This is a genomic window from Mesorhizobium sp. M0830 (genome assembly GCF_040319965.1).
In the GTDB taxonomy this organism is placed as follows: domain Bacteria; phylum Pseudomonadota; class Alphaproteobacteria; order Rhizobiales; family Rhizobiaceae; genus Mesorhizobium.
Window position 1 is genome coordinate 30,396 of sequence record NZ_JAMYOR010000049.1, and the last position, 19,959, is coordinate 50,354.

Sequence of the window (19,959 nt, forward strand, 5' to 3'; positions counted from 1 at the left end):
TGTTCAAAGTCGGCCACGAGGCCATCAATTGCGTGGAATCAGCGGCGCCGAGCCATGCGTCGGCTGCGCAAGTGTGCCCGAAGTAGGCGTCCCAGAAAACAGACATCGTGCTTCGAGGAAGAGGACTGAAATAAGGAGAAGGGCGAAATGTCTGATGCTGGTCAGCCGGGCTATCAACGCGGACGAGGCGGCCCTTGCCATGCCTTTTGTCAGATGCCTCGTGCGGCTAATCCGTGCTCAAGACGCCTATGGCTCGTGGGAAAGGCAAATCGGACGCCGAACTGCCGGGCGACTTCATCATCACCAGAAAACAGCGCCGTGCGATCCCCATCATCGCGATCCCGATCCGGACCTGCTGTGGAGGCTCGATATGTTTTACACCGCCGTCGGGCTTGCGATTGCGGAGCGTTTCCGCCCGGTGACATCGCCAATCGTGGAGATGAAAACCGTAAAAACTTCGAGCCCGTGCCTTTCACGGTCGGGCAGCTCGTCGTTCTGTCCAGACGTCCATCGGTTCGGCTTCGATACGTTCCGGCAACTCGCGGAGGCCGGTACGAAACTGGTCGACGATGCGACCTCAGCCACTGAAGCCCATCGCGACGTGGCACGGGCGTGAAGACACCGATTTCGAGAGGATCTATGTCAAAGCTGGATGAGATGGGAACGAAAGTCCGAAAGCTTCAGCTGCGCGCGGCAATTGCCAAGATGAAATTGCGCGACCTTGCAGAAGATCTCCCGGGAAAATGGACGGCGATAGAGGAAGTTGCCGAGGAAACGTCGGCCGTTTTTGCCGAGTTGGATGGTGCCAAGAGAGAGCTCGCTGCAATGAAGAAGTTACGATGAGGAGCACATTCATCACCCGCGACGGCTCCGGATGGATGCCGGAATATCTCACCGCCATAGACGGCACGACCTGCATCGGCTGCGGCCGCTGTTTCAAAGTCTGCTCTCGCGAGGTCATGCATCTTTACGGCGTCGATGACGCGGGTGAAATCCTCGGCGCCTGCGACGGCGAAGACGACGATTTCGACGGCGAGCTCAATCGCATGATCATGGTCGTCGACCATGCCGGCCGCTGCATTGGCTGCGGAGCCTGCGGCCGCGTCTGCCCGAAGAACTGCCAGACCCATGTTGCGGCCGACCAGGTCGCAGCATGATCTGAGGAGACAAACCAGGAGAACGGCGTTGCCCTTAAAAATCTTTTGTCGCGTCCTGGGGCTGGTGCTGTGCAGCACCGCACTGACTGTCTACTTCGCTTCTCATTCCATCGGCACAGTAGTCGTCACGACGCTGGCTTGTTCGTTGCTCCTTCAGTCGGCGTATTTCGGCAGCGTGCTTCTTCTGATCTGGCGGTCTGGCGGCGTTCGCGAAGCTGGGCAAAGGGCTGAGCATCTCGACAGTTGCAAGGGGGTTGGATCCCAGCCGCCGGACCATGATGAGGCGACGAGTGGATCTGCAGATTTGGTCCAAAATCAAATGCTAGCCATATCGCTTTTGCTCCCTTGAGGCTCATCAGTGACAAGAACAGAGCTCGGTTCCCGCCACTTGGATGAACCGCGGATGTTGGGCTGATTGTCGATGAATAGGTGCGCTTGACATGGGCAAAGGTGACCGCATCCCGGAACTTCTACTGGCGGCAATGGTGAAGCTCTTTCTGGAACGTCCGGGCGCAGCTGGCCATCAAACACGTCTATTGGAAAGGCTCGTGCATAGCTCAATTCAAACTCGATCACGTGTTGCTGGAGAAGATATGCTGGAAATTTCGAACGCTATCCGCTCACCTTTGGACCCACGCCCATTGAGAGCTCGATGGCCTCGGCAAGCATCTAGTCTAGTCTAGGGGGAAGGGTGGAAATCTACGCTAAACGCGAGGACTGCAATTCCGGTCTTGCGTTCGGCGGAAACAAGCTGCGCAAGCTCGAATACATCATTCCCGACGCGATCTCCTCAGATGCCGATACGCTTGTCTGCATCAGCGGCGTGCAGTCCAACCACACGCGGATGGTCGCCGCGGTCGCCGCCAAGATCGGCATGAAATGCTTCCTGGTTCAGGAGAGCTGGGTGCCACATGACGATGCCGTCTACGACCGGGTCGGCAAGTTCTCTTGAGCCGGATCAAGGGAGCAGAGGTGCGCCTGGTCAACGAGGGTTTTGACATCGGCATCCGCCGCAGTTGGGAAAAGCGCTCTATGAGGTCAAAGGCAAGGGGCGGCAGACCCTATGCGATACCTGCCGGGGCGTCTGTGCACGAGAATGGCGGCCTCGGCTATGTCGGGTTTGCGGAGGAGGTGCGCGCCCAGGAGAAGCAGCTGGGGTTTGCCTTCGACTACATTGTCGTTTGCACGGTCACCGCCTCAAGCTTGAACTCGCGGCTGAACTTCCTTCTTTGCATTCCAACTCTCCAGTTCCGTTAAACACCTTATCTCGGTGTCCACGAAACCGGCAGCAGGCCATACAGCCAAGCTTATCGATCTCGGAATGGAACTCGTCGACGATGACGTGGTGCTGTTCGAGGAGTACGCAGGCCCGTGTTATGGCATTCCATGAAGCCATCCGCCTGTGCGCGCAGCTTGAGGGTATGATTACTGATCCCGTCTACGAGGGCAAATCTATGCAAGGGATGATCGACTCATTCAGAAAGGCTTCTTTCCAAAAGGATCGAGGATCCCCTATGCGCATCTTGGCGGCGCGCCGGCGATCAACGGTTACGGCTATACCTTCCGCAACGGCTGACGCTCGACAGATTGCGATCGCGCCGTCCTGCCCGTGCCGGCGATGCCTCGAAAATTCGGTCGAGGGCCGCCCGGCAAACCGAGGGAGTCGGCGGAGGTTTGTTGTAACGATTGAAGTGAAACGCAAAAAGGTCTGAAACGAGGCCAATTAAGCGGAAAAAAATTTCGAACTGCTCGGCCAAGGACGGACGGATTGAAGGCGTATCTGGCCTGGGCATCATATGGACCATTTCGATGCCGGACAGGATGATCGCGGCTGATGTGGATGAGTTGAAGCCGAGCATTGGCCCGACGCGGTTGATACGCCGATGGTCCTGTTTGACTGATCGGTTTGAGCCTGCGCCGAGAGCGATGCTGCAAGCGATTTGTTGGCGTCACAGGAAATGATAGCCTCCCGGATGGTCCGTCGATAACAACGCGGTCTGGTCGGCCATGACGCCCAGCGCCTTTGTGAAGAACCGCTTGGCCACCACGATCGGGCAGCACGGGAACCAACGGACCGCGGTCGTAGGCTTCGAAGATGCCCATCGTCAGGTCGAGCCAATGAAAGTGCTTGATACGCGGGGTGAGCGACCCGGTGGGATTCGCTCCGTCTTGGCGATGATCATCGCGATGCCGGTCTGCTGCCGTTCCTCGTTGGCAATCCAGACGAAAGGGCGAAGGCTGTGATCGATTCTTGCAGGCACGGGGGTGACGATTGCGTTGGGGCGGTACGCCCCGGGTGCACATCATCTGGACGTAGGCGTTTCTTAATCCGCTGCGCCGAATGCAATCGTGCACAATCGCCTTGACCTGTGTTTGGACCGGAGACATCGCGAACAGGTGTGCGAGGACATCGCGAACAGTTTTGTCACTTATCGTCTGCAGAGGTTGAGGTCGACTGTTTCTATTTTCTGATGTCTGAAGAAGGCTTGGAAGACGCCGTCCTTGCCGGTGGGGGTGAAGGCCACGGCTTTCCCTCCAAATGCCTTGGAGAAGCGCAGGATGTAGCCGCACAAGGCGACGCGGCCCTCTTTCTGGACCTTGCGAACGATGGCGTCTTGTGGGTAGTCGAAAGCTTCGACGGCCTCGCAGAAGGATCGCGGCGAGGGTGTGTGTCTGTCGAGGGGGACGCAACCCTTGAGGCCATCGTGAGGTCTTTCGGTGTTGTAGAGGTCGCGCCAGGCATCGAAGGCTTTCTGCGCGCGATCGAGATTTTCGAAAGCAGGTCCGGCCATCGCTTCGGCCTTGAGCGAGCGGTGGAAGCGCTCTTCCTTGCCCAGCGTCTGCGGATGCAGAGGCCTGAAATGAGAGATGGCGACGCCGTGCTCGATCAGCCAGACGGTGAAGCGTGTGAAGTTGCTTCGTCCGCCATCTCCCCACGGTGGGCCGTTGTCGAAAGCCATGCGCTGCGGCAGTCCATAGCGGCGAAAGGCGACAATCAGGTGGGCTTTGACCGTTTCGCCGGTCTCGTTGATGCAAGCCTGCAGCACGACGGAGAAGCGCGAATGGTCGTCGAGCGCGGTCAGCGGATGCAGCCGGCCGCCCTGCCGCAATGCGACATGGCCCTTGAAGTCCATCTGCCACAGATCGTTGGGGGCGGCATGCTCGAAGCGCCCGAACGGCTTGGCTCCACCCCCGAGCAAACCCAGTTCGACGCCATTGCGGTGCAGGATCCCGGTCACCGTGGAAGGCGCAGGCGAACCGGTTCCCTCGCGCCGCAGGACCTTGGAGATCTTGCGTCCGCCCCAGGCTGGGTGCGCCCGGCGCATGCCAAGAACCGCCGCCTCGACCGCATCCGGGCTGCGCGCCGGGCTCGTCGCTGGACGGCGCGATTGCTCCGCAAGCCCGGCCTCGCCATGGGCGCGATACCGCGCGATCAACTTGTGACCACAGGGTCGGCCAATCCCGAAACGACGACAAAGCGCACTGACATTGCTGCCATCCTGCACCGCAAGACGCACAAACTCCAACTTCCCATCCATCACGCTGGTGTTCCCAAATGGCATCGCGAACCTCCCGGCGCAAAGCACGCCAAACTGTTCGCGATGTCCTCGCACACCTGTTCGCGATGTCTCCGGTCCAAACAGACCTGCTCAGGGGGCATGTCGAGCGTCATGCGCAGGCCGAAGTTGTGTGCGTCCGCCTCTGATTGTGCATTGTCCTTGGCGCGGACACTGTATGGACGACAAGGCGGGGCCCGTCAGCATGGCCTCCTGCTTGGCGTTGAGTGTACCCATCTCTTCGAGGCCGGCCCGGAATGTGATGGCAGTGGTCGGCCCAATGCCTGGGATCGAGATCAAGATGGTCTAGCGGCGGAGTGCGAGATCAGGCGACCGGTTTCCGTTTCGAGACGCACGAGATGCCGCTCGATCGCTGTAAGCCTGCGCTTGAGTTCGGCGCGCAGGAAGGGGCTTTGAAGCGCCGCCAAGCGGTTGATGAGCGCGATGCGTTCGGCACTGGCGGCATTGCGTGCACCGATCATCTCCTGCAGCGCTTCCATTGCAAGCTAAGCTGACATCGTCTCGGCTGGATTGAGAGCAGCCCCATCACCGCCAACAACCTAGCGTCCATCCTGTCGGTCTTGGCGAACTGGCTGCAGGCCTCGGCAAACAGCCTATCATGCAGCGGGTTGACGACGGCCACGACCAATCTCGAGAGACTTCCCTGTTGCACCTGATCGCGGCTGTTCCCTACAAGATTCACACCGTACGCACCGACAACGTCCTAAGCGCGGAAATGGAGCTTGCTGTCAAGGCCTCTCTGTTCGGCAACATGCTGTTGCTGCGTGACGTTGGTCAAGTCATTGAACCAGGCGGCTTCCACCGGCAAGGGAAAAGGTCTCGTCCATAACAAACAAGGGTACGCATGAAGGTGGCCCTCACTGGGCGCACCGCTGTCTCGGCTGCCGCCGCTCCTTCATTCCGTAGGTGCTACGGCATCCAATTCACCACGTCCGGCGCGGCGGCTCGGCCGTGCCATTCATCAAGTAGGGCCATAGCAAACGGCGAACTCTTCCGCGCCAATGCCTTCGAATACATGAGCCAGAACAGCCACACAAGCGCGTATCGCACCAGGGTGATCGCTGGACTCGCGCGAAGTCGACCTGTGCGTGGTATCCTGGCGGCGTCTCGAGCCGCATCTCGAAGGGGCGAATTTGAACCTCCGCCGGATCGCGGCGACGAAGCGGCGCCGCCTTATCATCCCCTGCATTATGCCTCAGACAACCTTGCCGAGATTGTCCCCCAGCAGAACCTGCCTGAGCGCATCGACGAACTTGCGAATATCTGTCGTACTATGGGCGGGCGTAACCGTCACCCTGAACCGCTCGGTTCCCGCTGGAACACTAGGCGCCAGAATTGGCTGAACGTATATCGCATACCGATCCAAAAGCTGACGGGACGCTTCCTTGCAACGGAACGGATCACCGATCAACACAGGAATGATGTGGCTTTCCGTCGGCATGACCGGGATGCCCGCCTCTTTCAGCAATCCGGTTAGAAGGTTCGTTTTCCGGCGCAGAGCAATTCGTTCTGAATCTGAACCGCGAAGATGGCGCAACGCAGCCAGCGCACCCGCCGCCACCGCCGGTACAAGCGACGTGGTGAAAATAAAACCGGTCGAGAAGCTTCGTATGCTGTCAACAATGGAAGCCGGTCCGGTCACATAACCGCCCATCGAGCCGAACGCTTTACCCAGCGACCCTTCGATGATGGTTGGACGATTCATGATGCCACGTTCTGCGGCAATGCCGGCTCCTTTCGGACCGTAGAGTCCCGACGCATGAACTTCATCGAGAAACGTCATCGCGCGAAATTCGTCCGCCACGTCACAGATATCTTTGATCGGCGAAATATCACCATCCATTGAATATATGGATTCAAAAACAACAATCTTTGGTCTTGCAGGATCTACATTGCCCAAAAGTTCTTGCAAATGCGCAACGTCGTTATGCCGGAAGACGCGCTTTTCGGCCCGGCTATTTCGGCATCCACTGATTATCGAAGCGTGATTGTGCGCGTCGGAAAATATAACTGTGTTTGGCATCAGCGATGCTAATGTACTCAATGATGAATCGTTTGAGCTGAAGCCGGAAACAAAAATTAATCCTGCTTCCTTATTGTGAAAATCTGCAAGCTCCCGCTCGAGCAAGACATGATAATGGTTGGTGCCACCAATGTTGCGGGATCCTCCCGATCCTGCACCGTTGGCATCGATGGCGCGCTTCATTGCCGATACCACTTTGGGGTGCTGCCCCATGCCGAGATAATCGTGACTGCACCAATTGGTTATCTCTTTTCGGCCATCAGGCCCATTGAGCCAAGCCTTAGGGAAGTTGCCAGACTGACGCTCCAGGTCGGCAAATTCACGATAGTCGCCGCGGCTTTTGAGTTGCTCGATTCGTTCGGCAAAATATTGCACATAATCCATATCAATCTCCTGTTAAGAAACTGTTTCTCGGCGCGCTGAGAGCTGCTTCACAGCGCGCGTGCACGCCGCTAACACCCGTCGCATTCCTCAACAAGCTAGCAAATTGAATTTCGATCAGCCCGCTCATCTTGCCGGGGTTAGGATGCCGCAATTATTTAACAATATTCCCAAAATTCAAGTGAAGAAACTGTTAAGGTTGTTAATTGGTCGAGATAAAAATGAAATACCGCAACTTATCTCATAATTTAAGGATACGCACTTATATTTAACATTACTCTTTGCAGATTTTTGGCCAAGTGGCGTTTTGAGGCTTCTCAAGAGGTAGCACCGGTGTTTCATAAGAAGTCGGATTTTCGAGTGACCGACCATGGGTGGGAACAGGCAAGTTGATTTAGAGCGCCGGCTAGCGCCATTTTTCGCGGCCTTGAGGGATTGATCGGCCCCGGCGATCGCAAGAGCACGCAGCCGTGCCCGTCTGCGGCACAGATCGTTAGCTCTCACCAATTGCGCCATTTCATCGCGCGGCGTATGGAACGCCCGCACCATTGGAGGCGGCGCTACTTGGCTGAAGCTGATCGCCAAACTGGGGGCGACGATACCCCTGCCCAAAAAGGGCGCCGCTCCGTGTCGCGCCGCAATACGGCGCTTGGCAAGAACGCAACCTGAAGGCCAGATAACAGCGCACACAAAGCAGGATCACTGACGGACCGAACTGGCGGTCCTTCCTCCGAAAATGTCATGGGCTCTCCTGCTACAGTGCCGGTATTCAAAACGTTGCAACACAATCCCGTTTCCGTCTCGCCCGAGAATACGACATCGACGTGTCGACCCTAAAGGGCAACGGTCCGCGTAGCCGCATCGTCCGGGGGGATGTCGAACGCGCGAAAGAGGATCAGAAGGCTGCAACTCCTTCCCCCTTCCGTTGAACCAGCTCTCCCCGCCCCTCCGATTGAACAGGCTCATGCCGAAATCGTGCTGGCCAAGCAGGACGGGAACCGCGTTCCGCACTCGGCCACCCGCAAGGTAATCGCCCGGAGGCTGCTGGAGGCCAAGGCCACCGTCCAGCACTATTATCTGAACGTGGATTGCCAGATCGATGCGCTGCTCGCGTTGCGCATTGAATTCAACAACAATCGCGGCATCCATCACTTCGATCTCTTTTTCGCCTACACGAAGATTGGCAGTCGTCGTGAGTCGACTGGATGTGAGCGAGCGAGAGGCGTTGGGACAAATGAACGAACCTGGCGCTCACGGATGAGACCATCCGGACGGTGGAAAGTCTTCGTGCGGCCATTGAGCGGCCCAGGACATCGAAGAATTTCTTCGGTTAGATCACGAATTCCCTCTTTTGAACTACCATGTTGCGCCTGTTGGGCAGGCCGCGCGGCCGGCCACCGAAAAATGGACACCCTCCGCGACAGCCCGGGGGGGCTAAACCGGGAATCTTTCCAACGGTTCCCGGAACGGGGCAGACGCGCTTGCGTTCTGTCCGATCATTGGACCTGTCGGTGATTACGGTTTGGTTGCGCACGCCTCATGGATAGCCGATCAGGAAGCAATCAAGGACGAATTGACCGCCAACGCCTCTTGTTGCATTCCCGAGACTCGACAACGAGCTGCTGGCTCTTTTTCGTAGGGTCTTTCTTGCCCACCTGATCGCGACCGTCGGCTACAACGGCGTTTTCTCGACCGTTTCCGACCAGGGAATTGCTGACCGGACGCTCATGGCGGGCATCCAGCAAGACCCTGTCGAGTTGCTGCAGGCGTTTGCGCTGACCCTTGCCGATGGCGAATGGGGCTCGTCCCCGGCGACTCCGCAGGATGTCGAGATCGTCATCGAGGCGGCAGGAGCTTGCCGATGCGTTCATGCGCGCGGCGCCGTCTTTTTTGGGTGACTTGGTGATTCGAGCCAGTCGAGCGTTTCCGGATGCCGACAGAGGTCACGGTGCTATCCAGCCGCACGGCCGCGCCATCTTCGAACTTCGCCTGCCGGGCGCCCGACAGCAGTGTCCGATTGACCTGTTGCCAGGGTGCTTTTGCTTTACCGGGAGCGGTATTTTGGCTGGAACGTGAAGCATTTCCACGAACACCTGGTTTGCGACCACAATTTTGCGTGGGGCTACACCTTACCTAGGCGCGCAACTTCACGCGGCGGGCTTCTTGGAGCGTGCGAAGCGGCGCGAGGCGCGTCGGCGCGTATCAAGCGGCCACGGCGTCCGTGCGAGGGGATGCTGCTGCATCAGGACGGCAGCCGGCACGAGTGGCTGGCGGGTGAGCCGCCGCTCGACCTGATCGTGACGATGGAGGACGCGACGAGCACGATCTAAGAGGAAGGGACGGCCTCGAGCTTCAAGGGCCTGATTGAGACCTTTGCGAGCAAGGGTCTGCCGTCGACCCTCTACACCGACCGCGGCAGCCACTATTTCTACGACCGGAGGCGCCCGACCAGGTCGGCGGGGCACTGCAGAGGCTCGGCATCGAGCACATCGCTGCCTATTCGCCGGAGGCGCGCGGCCGCTCGGAGCGGGCCTTTTCCACGCTGCAGGAGCGGCTGCCGAAGGAATTGACGCTGGCCGGTATCGCAGGCATCGAAGCGGCCAACCGCTTCATCGCCGAAACGTATCTGCCAGCCCATAATGCTCGCTTCTCGAAGCTCCTGTGCATCGAGGTGGAGCGCATCGTCGACCGCGACAACACCACCGTCTTCGGACGCCTCAGGTTGCAGTTGCCGCCGAGCCCGATCCGCCATCACTTCGTCAAGGCCACTGTCAAGGTGCGCCAATACCCCCAGCAGCACCCTCGCCGTCTTCCACGGACCACGACCTATCGCCCGTTACGATGCAGACGGGTCGCTACGTGGCCAAACCCAGGTCAGGAGCGGGGCGTGAACCGCTTCGACGCCACCAACAGAAGCGGACATTTGATGTGCTGCAAAAACCGGACATCTTGAAATGCTACCGACAGATCGGCCACGAGCTGAAGGCGATGTAGCAATGGCTGGACGGGCATCGCGATCTGCTTGGCTTGGTGGCGCGAGACCTGGTTCGGGTCGGCGTCAAAGCCACCGGACGGCAGGGCCTGCCCGCCGAAGCGGTATTGCGTTGCGCGATCCTCAAGCGGTACCGGCAACTGAGCTACCAAGACCTGGCGTTCCACCTAGAGGGCTCAGCCTCGTTCGCGCCTTTGCCCGCCTGCCATGGTCGTGCAGCCCGCAGAAGTAGGCGCTGCAAAAGACGATCAGCGCGATACGGCCCGAGACCAACCCGATCGAGAACGCAACCTAATCCACCACCGAGGCACAACCGGGCCTAGCGTAAGCAAAAATGAGAATGGCGATGAGGGCGCGATAGCGCTCATCAGCGGGCCGGACGCAATACTCTCGAGCCGTAAGGGAGCTGCCTCCGGCAAGCCGAGATCGCTGACCAATGTGGAACCAGCCGCCTACCCGTACGCGCGATGGTGGACTTAGTGTCCGCGGCGTAATGCAGCCTTTTGATCGCAGGTTGTTCGGGCATGAGGTCTGTGTGCTGGTGGAGTCGATTGCTCGATCCTTCGAACTGGACGACCACCGAATCTTAAGCAGGCGATCGAGAAATGCAGTTGCGACGACAGGGTCGCCAGTACTTATGCACGGGCCGAGCGACAGCAGCCTGCTTGGGATGCCGTGCGGGCCATGGTGCGCCTTTTGAAGCGGGCCGATAGCGGGCTCATCATGGCGCGATCATTGCCGCGCAGCCAAGAAGCACGCCCGCAAGATCCAGTCGCCCCGCGGTCGACCCAATCAGGTCCAACTCTACCGCGATCTGATCGCTATCACCCGCGCGACTTGGCCAATCTGAAGCAGGCGAGTGAGCGATTGGCCGTGGCGCGCACTCCGCTCATCGCGGTGTGGCAGCTTCAGGTTCGTCACTATCGGCCGTTGATCGAACGCATCATCAGACAGAGCAACTGGGACTATCGCAAGCTACGCAACTTCCGTGCCAGCATCGAAGCTGGCATCTCTTGCCTCAAACGCGCCTACGGCCTGGGTGCTGCACCTGGCGCGGCCTTGATCACTTCAAGACCTACGTCTGGTCCTCGGTCGTGGCCTACAATCTCGTCCTCTTCACTCGCCGCAGGCCGACCTGAGCAGCTGTCCCGCTGGCTGCGCCGCCCGCAATGGTGTGCGTCTGATCGTGGCCGAGCACGGCATTTTGTCGATCATCAAAACCTCCTGACCCTGTCCATACCCGTCAACGGCGCTTCCCGCCGCACACAAACCATCGTAAATGCTGCGAAATACCGACGTTTATGGACGGAAACTAGCCTTGACCGAATGATACCGTTATCATCCTAGACTCAATCCGACAAAAATCTGCAGTGGGCGCTTCAAAAAAGCGGCCCGGATTAGCGCAACCAGCCTACAACTACACAGCGATCCGAGGCTCCATTTTGAGACAATCAAGCGTGATCAGACTCTTAAATTTTTGCACGTTGGGGTCGGTAAAGAGCTTTGTCCTGACGAAGACGTCAAAGCCCTCGAGGTCTTCGACCGCGACGATCAGGACGAAATCGGCATCGCCCGTGACCATATAGCACTGCGTAACCTCCCTGGCCGCCCGCATGGCGCGCTTGAAGCAATCAGCAGAGTTCGCACGTTCGCGGTGAAGCTCTACTGTCACGACAACGGTAAGCGATCTGCCAAGAGCCCTAGGATCAACGATTGAGATATCCGCAACGATCACGCCAGTCGAACGCAGCTTGTTCACTCGCCGCATACAGGAGGCAGCCGAGGAATCGACAAGTTTCGAGATTTCGACAAAGGAGAGCCGGTTGTTCTCCTGTAGTACCGCAAGGATCCTTCGGTCTAGATCGTCCATCGCCGTAGTTGGTTGTGCAGTTAGTTTCGAATCCTGCCGTTTGTAGTCAAGGCCCTGCGGAGACGCCTCAGGCCGGACGCTACTGCGGTGAGAGAGACGCAATGGCCCATCCGCACTCGAATCACGCAAATCAGGAATGGAAGCAAACCTACCCGACACGCTGTGTTCCTTCCGTTCAGGCTACTTTTTTGGCAAGGCCGGTAGACTGCTCCCGCAGCTTCGCATTGAACGATTCAAATCTCGTGCCAATTCGGACTGATCCAACCGGAGAAGTATGTCGCCGTTTCATTTCAGCTGCTTCAGCCGTGGCGAGAAGGGGCATTGGTTAAGTAAATTGTGTGGCGGAGTCGACAAAATCGACAGAAGTGTTCGTAGCCATACTTGGGTATCTCCGGATGCCGAGGTGCTGAGTGCTGTCTACGAGGTCGACTTCCTGGGGTTCTCCTACGGCCTCCGGCCGGGGCGGAGCCCCCACATGGCGCTTGATGCCCTGCATACAGCGATCATGAGCCAGCGTGTGAACTGGGTGCTCGATGCCGACATTCGCAGCTTCTTCGACTCGGTCGGCCACGAGTGGCTGCTGCGGATGGTGGCGCACAGGATCGCTGATCCTCGTATCCTACGGCTCATCGGGCTGTGGTTGCGGGCTGGCGTCCTTGAGAGAAAGCAAGAGACGGACAGGGGTACCCCGCAAGGGGCGGGCATCAGTCCGCTCCTCGCCAATATCTTCCTGCACTACATCCTCGATCTCTGGGCCCACCAATGGCGTCGTCGCCATGCACACGGTCGCGTTGTGATCGTGCGTTACGCTGACGACTTCGTCATGGGCTTTGAGAAGAAGGCCGATGCAGAGGAGATGCTGTTGGCCCTCAAGGCGCGGCTGGCCGGCTTTGGCGTGACACTCCACGAGGACAAGACGCGGTTGATCGAGTTTGGGCGGTTCGCGGCTCTCTCACGACAGCGGCGTGGCGAGCGGCGACCCGAGACCTTCGCCTTTCTGGGCTTCACCCACTACTGCGGGCGGACCCGGGATGGCCGGTTCATCGGTGAAGCACAAGAGGGAAGGAAACGCCTGACGCGCAAGCTGACGGCGATGCCTGGCGGCTCATGCACGCGCCAATGGCTGCGCAGCACAGGTGGTTCGCCGCCGTTCTGCGTGGAGACTACGGCTACTACGGCAGGCCGCACAACTACCCAGCGCTCAACGGATTCCATCGGCAAATGCGCCGGATATGACTACAGTGTCTGAGACGGCGCAGCCAGAAAAGCCGGCGCATGGGCTGGTCGGAGTTCGAGACCCTGACGGCGCGCTTCCCCTGCCAACTCCGCGCATCACTCGAACTTGGGCGCAGGCACGGATATGACGCGGGTTACCCTCGGGAAGAGCCGGGTGCGGGAAATCCGCCCGCCCGGATCTGTGAGGGCGAAAGCCGAATGGCTGAGCTACTCGACCACGACTCTTTCGTAAAGGGGGAGGGCGGCCTCTTGCGTGGCGCCTTACCCATGCGCGACGCTCACGCCACGGCGCAGAATTTACCGGTGACGATCGCCGAGCGGTCACCGGCGGGCTTTGAACCTCCCAGCCCTCCGAAAATTCGACAAGACGCTCCGTGCCACAGCGCCGGCAGGAAAATCGGGGCAACAAATTCTTCAAGCATATTCACAGAAACTTTGCGACCGCAAATCGCTGACAATGGTAAGTTCACCACAAGGTCTGACGTCAGGCAGGGCTGAAACAGCTTATGCCGATGTACGCTCGGACCGCCGCACATCACAACGTTGGAGGCAACTCGTCAATGGCAAGAAGAGCGCTCATTCTGCTTGAAGGTTCAAGGTATAACGGTCCCCTATATGTCCAAGCGGCCCCGCGTCTTGATCTTCACCCAATTACCCTGTCGGCTGATCCAGCTCAGTACGACTATCTTGCGGCGGAAGGCATTGAGGCAATTCGTGTCGATACAAACAATCTCGATGCACTGATCCGGGAATGTTCTCGGCTGAGTGCGACCTTTGACATTGCTGGCATTACGTGCGCCGGGGACCCGTTCTATGCGACAGTTGGCAAGCTCTGCCAATATTTCGATCTGCCGGGACCGGACCCCATATCCATTGAACGATGCTGCGACAAATTCACTCAACGCCAGCTCCTCGCAGAGGCCGGCGTTCCAATACCTGCTTATCGCCTGGCAGCGGGTGCCGCGGAGGTGGAAAGCGCCGCCGCGGAGCTCGGCCTACCGGTAATTCTTAAGCCAACCGTAGGCGCCGGCAGCAGAGGTGTCCGATTGTGCCGCGACCTTGATGAGTTAGCTGAACATACGAGCTATCTGTTGGGTGGGCAGCACATATTGGGGTCACCGCCGAGGATCCTGGTCGAAGAATTCGCACGCGGCCCCTATTATAGCGTGGAGATAATGGGAAATGAGGTCCTCGGGATTGCCGCCGCTGACAGCGGCCCCCCACCGCATTTCGTCTTTCGTGAGTGCACCTTCCCCGCCGTGCTGACTGATGACGTCCATGAGCGTATCGCCGAAGTCTGCCTGCGCTGTTTGGGAGGGCTCAGCCTCGGCTGGGGGCCAATGAACGTTGAACTCAGGTGGACGAAGCAGGGCCCAGTTGTCATTGAAGTCAATCCGCGTCTTGCTGGCACGCCCATCCCTCAACTCGTCCAAGCGGCTGACGGTGTCGATCTCATCACTGAGCACATCAAGCTTGCCATCGGTGAGAAATGGGACTTGGGCAAAAAGCAATCGAATACCGCGACCGCACGGTTCCTAGTGCCTGAGCGCGATGGCACACTCGATTGGATCGGCGGCGACAGTCGGGCGGCTGCCGTACCAGGTATAGCCGAGGTTAAACTCTATGTTGAACCCAAGACGCCAATTGTCAGGAAAGGCGACCTGCGCGACTGGATCGGATATGTCATCGCCGCTGCACCCAGCTTTGCTGAGACCGAGGTGATACTTCAGCGTGCCGTCGACTTAATCGATTGGTCGATTACACCATTTTCGACCTGATCTGAGATCATAATTCAACATAGCTGAAGGAGATTCTTGGCTTTTTTGTAGGCTTAGAGTCCGATTTGAGAATCGGGGATGGGCGTTTCGGTGTTAAGATTGCCGCCCATTGCGACAAGGATCATGGCGTGAGAGACGTCGATGCGCTTCTCGTATAGTCGCGCACGAGGCGGCGCCATATCGACATCCAGCCGAAGGTGCGCTCGACAACCCAGCGGCGGGGCAAGAAAACTCAAGGCGCTGTTCAAAAAGAAGGCCGCTCGGTCCTTCGACGCGTTATGCCACGCTCTCAAGGAAATATGCGACCTTGTTCGACCCGCCACAATGCAGAAACTTCTTCAAAGCTGCCGGTTCGCCGATAGCTTCGTGAAGGCGCAGTTTGATCAGATTGTTTACAAAGCGAGGCGAAACGCGGAAATGGCGCGCAGCCTCGCGGTGACCATGTCCCTCATCGACAGACGCAACAACACGCCTCCGCAACTCAAGCGGTAGCGGTTGCCTATCGCGGTTTCCTCTCAAACCGCAATGAATCACGATCTCAAAAAGGGGGAATCTGGAGGCTTCTCTGAGGTCCGCATGCTCGACGGAGCGGCCGGCTGAATGTCGGACCTCATTGCATGGAGCCATGGCGGAAACTGGGTGATGACGGTTTGAGGAAGGCGGCGTATCGAGGCGGGTGACAAAGCCTGCCAGAACCTCACGAAGGAGATGCTATGGGGCGAGCGGCGAGAGTGGCACTGTCGGCGCTGTTGAACAAAATGATGGAGCGCCCGCATGCCTCGGATAAACGACTTGAGCCGTTCATTTACCGGCTTCGAACAGGACAACACGCTGATTGTGGTTGTTGAGATCAGCCTTTCGAGCTGGCTTGTGGCCGGGATCTTACCCGGTTGCGCGTCAGCCGCTGAAGAAGCTCGGCCCAGACGAAGATGCTTTATTGGCTCTCATCCACCGCTGGACGGACGAAGCTTCCCGAGCCGGCAGCTCCATCACGCGCGTTTGCCTGGCTTACGAGGCGGGACGTGACGGTTTCTGGCTGGCACGCTGGCTTCGGGCTCACGACTTTGAAAACGCACGTCTTCATTCCGCGAGCGTCAGCGTTTCCCGCGAGCATCGACGAGCAAAGACCGACCGGCTCGGTACAGAATTGCTCAAGCGTACTCTCCTTGGATGGTTGAGGGGCGAGCGGGGACACTGCAGCATGGCCGCCATCCCATCCACTCAGGAAGAGGATGCCAGGCGGCCGAACCGCGAACGCGAGAAGCTGGTCGGCGACCGCACGCGTATCATCAATCGGATCAAGGCGATACTCATTCGATTTGGCATCCGCACATACAAGCCGACGTTGCGAAAGGCAGAGGAACGCCTGGAAGCGTTGCGCACAGCCGAAGGCGTTCCATTGCTGGAAAACACGCGGGCGGAATTGCGTCGCGATTTGGCGCGGCTGCGGATGGTTCAGGAGCAGATCAAGGGGATCGAGCAACAACGGCTGCGCGACCTCGAGGCGGCTTCCTCCGCCAAGACGGGATGCCATGCAAGGGTTCGCCTGATCGCGCGCGTCGTCGGCATCGGCGTCGAGACGGCAGACATGCTCGTCCACGAAATCCTGTCGAGAAACCTTCGAGATCGACAGGCGCTCGCGCGTTACGCCGGCCTGACCGGCTCACCGGATGAACCGTCGGCGCGAAAAGGGGCTCTCTCGAGCTGGAAATGCCCGGGTCCGACGCGGCATGATCCAACTGGCCTGGCGTTTTCTGCAGTTCCAGAAGGAGAGCGCGCTCGCTCACTGGTATCGGGAACGGACCGCGGATCGGCGTTCAAGCACGCGTAAAACCATGATCGTCGCGCTCGCGCGCAAACTGTTGATATCCCTGTGGCAGTTGGCAACGACCGCTCAGGTTTCCGAAGGGGTTTTGCTGCGACCGGCATCCTGAAGATCGTGACCAGGTCGATGAGGGTGTGACGGAAAGGCCGTCATCCTCCTTCGATCCGAGGTGGTGGGAACCCGCCATATCGCATGGCCTCAGTGCCGCAAGGAGAATGGTCCCCAATCTCGGAGCCCCGCTGCCGATGCGGATTACTGCATCATCGTCCGGGTCCAACGGACCCACCGACAAGCATGCCGGCGCGACGGTTAGCGCTGACAGGGCGGGCTCTCCTCGGATCAACAACTTGTGCGCAGCCATCAGTGTAACTCCATCGCCGCTGCTTCTGGTTGCGATCGATCGTTGTCAAGAAAAGGGGAGATCAAGAGGAGAATTATTCGCTTGATAGAAAAAGCCCCATACAAGCGACATGCCATGAAAACAGATACCACCCTTGTTTCCCTTCCGCATCCCGACACACTCGATGATCCCCTGACATCGGTTCTGCGCGAGGGCGCCCGGCGGCTTCTGGCGCAGGCCGTCGAGGCGGAAGCCGAGGCATTCCTGGCCGCCATGGCCGACGAGCGCCTGGCCGATGGGCGGGCCCGCTTGGCGCGCCACGGGCATGGTCCTGAGAGAACGATCCAGACGGGGATCGGCCCGGTTGCGGTGAGCCGTGTCAAGCTGCGCGACCGGGCCGCGGAGGCCTCCGGCGAGGACCTCATCACCTTCATTTCGGCGATCCTGCCGAAATGGGCGCGGCGGACGAAGAGCCTCGACGCGCTGCTGCCGGTCCTTTACCTGCGTGGCATCTCCACCGGCGATTTCCAGGAGGCGCTTGCCGCGCTTCTCGGCAAGGACGCACCAAGCCTGTCGCCGTCGGTGATCGGACGGCTGAAGGAGGAGTAGCAGGTCGACTATGATCGCTGGCAGCGCCGCGACCTCTCGGCCCGCCATTATATCTACATCTGGGCCGACGGGGTCTATCTCCAGGCGCGCATGGAGGATGATGCCGCCTGCATGCTGGTTGTCATCGGCGCGACGCCGGAAGGCAGGAAGGAACTGGTCGGCTTTCAGGTTGGCGTGCGAGAAAGCGCGCAGAGTTGGCGCGAGTTGCTTGTTGATCTGAAGGCCCGCGGGCTTTCGGTCGCACCGCAGATCGCCGTCGGCGACGGCGCGCTCGGCTTCTGGAAGGCGCTTGAGGAGATTTTTCCGTCGACCCGGCATCAACGGTGTTGGCAGCACAAGGTCCTCAACGTGCTCAACAAGGTGCCGAAATCGGTGCAGCCGAACATGAAGGCCGACTCAGGGAGATCCGCGACGCGCCCGATCGGGCGACCGCCGAGGTTGCGATGGCCATTTTCGTCGACAAATACGAGGCCAAATATCCCAAGGCCGTCGACTGCCTGACGAAGGACCGCGAGGCGCTGGTGACCTTCTTCGACTTCCCGACCGAGCACTGGGACCATCTGCGCACCTCGAATCCGATCGAAAGCGTCTTCGCCACCGTCCGGCACCGCACGGTGCGCACCAAGGGAAGCCTGTCGCACAGGACGGCCCGGCTCATGGTCTTCAAGCTCGTCATGAGCGCTGCCAAAACCTAGCGTCGGCTGAAGGGCGAAAATCAGTTGCCAAGGGTCATAGCCGGCGTCAAATTCGCCGACGGTGTCGCTGACTCGCTGACGTCGGACCACCGCGCCGCCTGATCGGCCTCGTCACCCAATTCCGACCCTAGCTCCGTTGCAAGCCGGATTGAACAAAGCCGCGGGACGGTCTGGCTACTATGGGGATTGTAGCCTGGAGGAGCGGTCGGGATCGTCGGTGCCAGGCTGATGAAGGGCGTTCACGATGTGGCCACAGCGAAGGTACGGTGGAACGCGGAACCGTGATGGCGCGAGCCGTCGGACAGGCTGCGATGCTTTCTATTGCCGGGCTGGTTGCTTGCGGCTATGTGCGGCGTGACAAGGATCGGGGTGCCGGCGCGCATGGCGACGGATACCGTATCGGGTGATGTGGACGCACCAGGCGTGATCATGAGGTGTCGTTCCAGAAGGGGCTCGGCGGCGTCTGTCCGTACCGCCAGATGGCGAGCGTGATCATTGGTTAACCGCAGCAGGGGCAGCGATGCGCCACCGCAGGGCCCTCAGTGGTGGCGCTTTCGGCCTTCGGTTCGAACTGCTGCGGGCTGGCCAGCAGCCGGCGGCACAGATCGAGCCTGGCAGCGCGATGACCGTTGGCGAGGAAGCCATAGTGGCGTGTTGCGTGCGCGCGCATCCAAACTCTGCGCAAATTCGTTTCGCTCCCCAGCCTCGTTCGTGAAGCCCTACCCTGGCCAAAACTTCTTCCCCCGATCGCATTTCCTCAACCCGCATCGTTTCCAGACAATGCAGGTTGCGATGAAAACCCTCTCGTCATCGATTCTTCCTCTCAATAGAGAGGGGTCAGTTCTTCGTTTCATTCGGAGGTCAATTCTCATTTCGCCCGACAATTGCCCCAAGGCGGCGAAACAAGCGCGACAGCACGCGCACGGGCAGGAAGAACCCTGGCCGGCAAGCAACCCAACGCCTTCCATCGAGGGAGATGCCACCGCCAGGCACAATGCAATGGATGTGGGGGTGGTAGTGCAGATTCTGGCCCCAACTGTGCAGCACTGCGATGAGACCGATCTCGGCGCCCAGGTGCCTGGGGTCCGCGGCGATCGTGCGCAGTGTCTCGGCGGCCGCCTTGAACAGGATCGTGTAGGCAGCAGCCTTGTTCTGGAAGGCCATGGCGGCGAGCTCTGCCGGCAATAAACACCAAATGGAAGTTGGGAACAGGCAGAAGCTCGTCCTGTCGGGCGGCGAGCCATTCGCTGGACGAGCTTTGCGTCGAACTGGAGATGCGCGGGGTGAGTGTGCATCATTCCAACTCTGCAGGCCAGCGAGCAGCAACGAGCCGACGTGCGCCAGCTGTGGATTGGGCGGCGAAAGCGCTTCTTCACAAAGCTTTGGCGCGGCTGGTCTTCATCGATGAGAGTGTGCTGCAGAGCAGCGGAAGGAGTTCAACATGAACTAAGACCATAGCGTAAAGCTGCGTGAAT

17 protein-coding genes and 10 pseudogenes are annotated in these 19,959 nt (G+C 59.2%); 18 read left to right on the forward strand and 9 right to left on the reverse strand.

All coding sequences use genetic code 11. From position 1 onward, the window contains the following. The first annotated feature begins 154 nt into the window (after positions 1-154). The 5 genes and pseudogenes from NKI20_RS24420 (at position 155) to NKI20_RS24440 (ending at position 2,733) form a co-directional block, all read left to right on the forward strand. A complete protein-coding gene (locus tag NKI20_RS24420) occupies positions 155-616 on the forward strand; it encodes a DUF269 domain-containing protein (RefSeq protein WP_502898153.1) in 462 nt (153 codons plus the stop codon). A 23-nt stretch (positions 617-639) separates the two neighbouring features. Continuing rightward, positions 640-843 carry a CCE_0567 family metalloprotein gene (locus NKI20_RS24425; RefSeq protein ID WP_352835114.1) on the forward strand — a complete coding sequence of 68 codons (204 nt, stop codon included), beginning with the start codon at positions 640-642 and terminating at the stop codon, positions 841-843. After that, positions 840-1,157, forward strand: a complete 318-nt coding sequence (gene fdxB / locus NKI20_RS24430) for a ferredoxin III, nif-specific (RefSeq protein WP_352835117.1) — start codon at positions 840-842, stop codon at positions 1,155-1,157. The genes NKI20_RS24425 and fdxB overlap by 4 nt, the downstream gene beginning before the upstream one ends. Beyond that, a complete protein-coding gene (locus tag NKI20_RS24435; RefSeq protein ID WP_352835120.1) occupies positions 1,129-1,506 on the forward strand; it encodes an exopolysaccharide production repressor protein in 378 nt (125 codons plus the stop codon). Before fdxB ends, NKI20_RS24435 begins: the two co-directional genes overlap by 29 nt. 303 nt (positions 1,507-1,809) lie before the next feature. Continuing rightward, positions 1,810-2,733 (forward strand): annotated as a pseudogene (locus NKI20_RS24440) (1-aminocyclopropane-1-carboxylate deaminase). Positions 2,734-2,881: 148 nt separating this feature from the next. On the opposite strand, the pseudogene NKI20_RS24445 reads toward NKI20_RS24440, so the two are convergent. From NKI20_RS24445 to NKI20_RS24455, 3 genes and pseudogenes are all read right to left on the reverse strand, one after another. After that, positions 2,882-3,199: pseudogene (locus tag NKI20_RS24445) on the reverse strand (transposase family protein); the annotation flags it as partial. Between the two features lie 387 nt (positions 3,200-3,586). Next, entirely contained in the window at positions 3,587-4,720 is a 1,134-nt protein-coding gene (locus tag NKI20_RS24450; protein ID WP_352835123.1) for an IS481 family transposase, read from the reverse strand. Positions 4,721-5,010: 290 nt separating this feature from the next. Further along, positions 5,011-5,214: a hypothetical protein gene (locus tag NKI20_RS24455; RefSeq protein ID WP_352835126.1), complete on the reverse strand. Its 204-nt coding sequence runs from the start codon at positions 5,212-5,214 to the stop codon at positions 5,011-5,013. A gap of 167 nt (positions 5,215-5,381) precedes the next feature. On the opposite strand from NKI20_RS24455, the gene NKI20_RS24465 reads away from it, so the two are divergent. Further along, entirely contained in the window at positions 5,382-5,564 is a 183-nt protein-coding gene (locus tag NKI20_RS24465) for a hypothetical protein (RefSeq protein WP_352835129.1), read from the forward strand. Between the two features lie 366 nt (positions 5,565-5,930). Here the strand turns inward: NKI20_RS24465 and hemA are convergent, their stop codons facing one another. Continuing rightward, a complete protein-coding gene (gene hemA / locus NKI20_RS24470) occupies positions 5,931-7,142 on the reverse strand; it encodes a 5-aminolevulinate synthase (protein ID WP_352835132.1) in 1,212 nt (403 codons plus the stop codon). 764 nt (positions 7,143-7,906) lie between these two features. Between hemA and NKI20_RS24475 the strand changes: the two genes are divergently transcribed. The 3 genes from NKI20_RS24475 (at position 7,907) to NKI20_RS24485 (ending at position 9,037) form a co-directional block, all read left to right on the forward strand. After that, positions 7,907-8,068 carry an E3 binding domain-containing protein gene (locus NKI20_RS24475; protein ID WP_352835164.1) on the forward strand — a complete coding sequence of 54 codons (162 nt, stop codon included), beginning with the start codon at positions 7,907-7,909 and terminating at the stop codon, positions 8,066-8,068. Beyond that, positions 8,013-8,654, forward strand: coding sequence for a 2-oxo acid dehydrogenase subunit E2 (locus tag NKI20_RS24480; RefSeq protein ID WP_352835135.1), 642 nt, complete (start codon positions 8,013-8,015; stop codon positions 8,652-8,654). The genes NKI20_RS24475 and NKI20_RS24480 overlap by 56 nt, the downstream gene beginning before the upstream one ends. A 212-nt stretch (positions 8,655-8,866) precedes the next feature. Beyond that, positions 8,867-9,037 (forward strand): hypothetical protein, encoded by a 171-nt coding sequence (locus NKI20_RS24485; RefSeq protein ID WP_352835138.1) that lies wholly within the window; start codon positions 8,867-8,869, stop codon positions 9,035-9,037. Between the two features lie 10 nt (positions 9,038-9,047). Here the strand turns inward: NKI20_RS24485 and NKI20_RS33800 are convergent. Further along, positions 9,048-9,203, reverse strand: a pseudogene (locus NKI20_RS33800) (ISNCY family transposase); the annotation flags it as partial. Positions 9,204-9,705: 502 nt separating this feature from the next. Between NKI20_RS33800 and NKI20_RS24490 the strand changes: the two are divergent. The 3 genes and pseudogenes from NKI20_RS24490 to NKI20_RS24500 form a co-directional block, all read left to right on the forward strand. Beyond that, positions 9,706-10,092 (forward strand): hypothetical protein, encoded by a 387-nt coding sequence (locus NKI20_RS24490; protein ID WP_352835140.1) that lies wholly within the window; start codon positions 9,706-9,708, stop codon positions 10,090-10,092. Continuing rightward, positions 10,068-10,360: pseudogene (locus NKI20_RS24495) on the forward strand (hypothetical protein); the annotation flags it as partial. The gene NKI20_RS24490 and the pseudogene NKI20_RS24495, both read left to right, overlap by 25 nt. Before the next feature lie 242 nt (positions 10,361-10,602). After that, positions 10,603-11,270 (forward strand): annotated as a pseudogene (locus NKI20_RS24500) (hypothetical protein); the annotation flags it as partial. 278 nt (positions 11,271-11,548) lie between these two features. Here the strand turns inward: NKI20_RS24500 and NKI20_RS24505 are convergent. Continuing rightward, positions 11,549-12,160, reverse strand: coding sequence for an Lrp/AsnC family transcriptional regulator (locus tag NKI20_RS24505; protein ID WP_352835143.1), 612 nt, complete (start codon positions 12,158-12,160; stop codon positions 11,549-11,551). Positions 12,161-12,275: 115 nt separating this feature from the next. On the opposite strand from NKI20_RS24505, the gene NKI20_RS24510 reads away from it, so the two are divergent. Together NKI20_RS24510 and NKI20_RS24515 are read left to right on the forward strand one after the other, a co-directional pair. Beyond that, positions 12,276-13,250 carry a reverse transcriptase domain-containing protein gene (locus NKI20_RS24510; protein WP_502898154.1) on the forward strand — a complete coding sequence of 325 codons (975 nt, stop codon included), beginning with the start codon at positions 12,276-12,278 and terminating at the stop codon, positions 13,248-13,250. A 547-nt stretch (positions 13,251-13,797) separates the two neighbouring features. Beyond that, entirely contained in the window at positions 13,798-15,015 is a 1,218-nt protein-coding gene (locus NKI20_RS24515; RefSeq protein ID WP_352835146.1) for an ATP-grasp domain-containing protein, read from the forward strand. A gap of 121 nt (positions 15,016-15,136) precedes the next feature. Here the strand turns inward: NKI20_RS24515 and NKI20_RS24520 are convergent. After that, positions 15,137-15,247, reverse strand: a pseudogene (locus tag NKI20_RS24520) (IS5/IS1182 family transposase); the annotation flags it as partial. A gap of 92 nt (positions 15,248-15,339) precedes the next feature. Between NKI20_RS24520 and NKI20_RS24525 the strand changes: the two are divergent. The 4 genes and pseudogenes from NKI20_RS24525 to NKI20_RS24540 all read left to right on the forward strand — a co-directional run bounded on the left by NKI20_RS24525 (position 15,340) and on the right by NKI20_RS24540 (position 18,891). Further along, a complete protein-coding gene (locus tag NKI20_RS24525; RefSeq protein WP_352835149.1) occupies positions 15,340-15,507 on the forward strand; it encodes a hypothetical protein in 168 nt (55 codons plus the stop codon). Between the two features lie 282 nt (positions 15,508-15,789). Next, positions 15,790-16,949: pseudogene (locus tag NKI20_RS24530) on the forward strand (IS110 family transposase). 366 nt (positions 16,950-17,315) lie between these two features. Then, a pseudogene (locus tag NKI20_RS24535) lies at positions 17,316-18,586 on the forward strand (IS256 family transposase). Positions 18,587-18,768: 182 nt separating this feature from the next. After that, complete coding sequence (locus NKI20_RS24540; protein WP_352835155.1) at positions 18,769-18,891, forward strand: hypothetical protein; 123 nt, start codon at positions 18,769-18,771, stop codon at positions 18,889-18,891. 20 nt (positions 18,892-18,911) lie between these two features. On the opposite strand, the pseudogene NKI20_RS24545 reads toward NKI20_RS24540, so the two are convergent. Next, positions 18,912-19,145: pseudogene (locus NKI20_RS24545) on the reverse strand (IS91 family transposase); the annotation flags it as partial. A gap of 230 nt (positions 19,146-19,375) precedes the next feature. Continuing rightward, positions 19,376-19,727: pseudogene (locus NKI20_RS24550) on the reverse strand (IS91 family transposase); the annotation flags it as partial. Positions 19,728-19,959 lie beyond the last annotated feature (232 nt).

Bases quoted from the DNA above. Each gene is read 5' to 3' on its own strand.
- NKI20_RS24525 (WP_352835149.1), top strand. From the start codon at position 15,340: ATGCAGAAACTTCTTCAAAGCTGCCGGTTCGCCGATAGCTTCGTGAAG.
- NKI20_RS24435 (WP_352835120.1), top strand. From the start codon at position 1,129: ATGTTGCGGCCGACCAGGTCGCAGCATGATCTGAGGAGACAAACCAGG.
- NKI20_RS24485 (WP_352835138.1), top strand. From the start codon at position 8,867: ATGGCGGGCATCCAGCAAGACCCTGTCGAGTTGCTGCAGGCGTTTGCG.
- hemA (WP_352835132.1), bottom strand. From the start codon at position 7,142: ATGGATTATGTGCAATATTTTGCCGAACGAATCGAGCAACTCAAAAGC.
- NKI20_RS24510 (WP_502898154.1), top strand. From the start codon at position 12,276: ATGTCGCCGTTTCATTTCAGCTGCTTCAGCCGTGGCGAGAAGGGGCAT.
- NKI20_RS24425 (WP_352835114.1), top strand. From the start codon at position 640: ATGTCAAAGCTGGATGAGATGGGAACGAAAGTCCGAAAGCTTCAGCTG.
- fdxB (WP_352835117.1), top strand. From the start codon at position 840: ATGAGGAGCACATTCATCACCCGCGACGGCTCCGGATGGATGCCGGAA.
- NKI20_RS24450 (WP_352835123.1), bottom strand. From the start codon at position 4,720: ATGCCATTTGGGAACACCAGCGTGATGGATGGGAAGTTGGAGTTTGTG.
- NKI20_RS24455 (WP_352835126.1), bottom strand. From the start codon at position 5,214: ATGGAAGCGCTGCAGGAGATGATCGGTGCACGCAATGCCGCCAGTGCC.
- NKI20_RS24540 (WP_352835155.1), top strand. From the start codon at position 18,769: ATGGCGCGAGCCGTCGGACAGGCTGCGATGCTTTCTATTGCCGGGCTG.
- NKI20_RS24420 (WP_502898153.1), top strand. From the start codon at position 155: ATGCTGGTCAGCCGGGCTATCAACGCGGACGAGGCGGCCCTTGCCATG.
- NKI20_RS24515 (WP_352835146.1), top strand. From the start codon at position 13,798: ATGGCAAGAAGAGCGCTCATTCTGCTTGAAGGTTCAAGGTATAACGGT.
- NKI20_RS24480 (WP_352835135.1), top strand. From the start codon at position 8,013: ATGTCGAACGCGCGAAAGAGGATCAGAAGGCTGCAACTCCTTCCCCCT.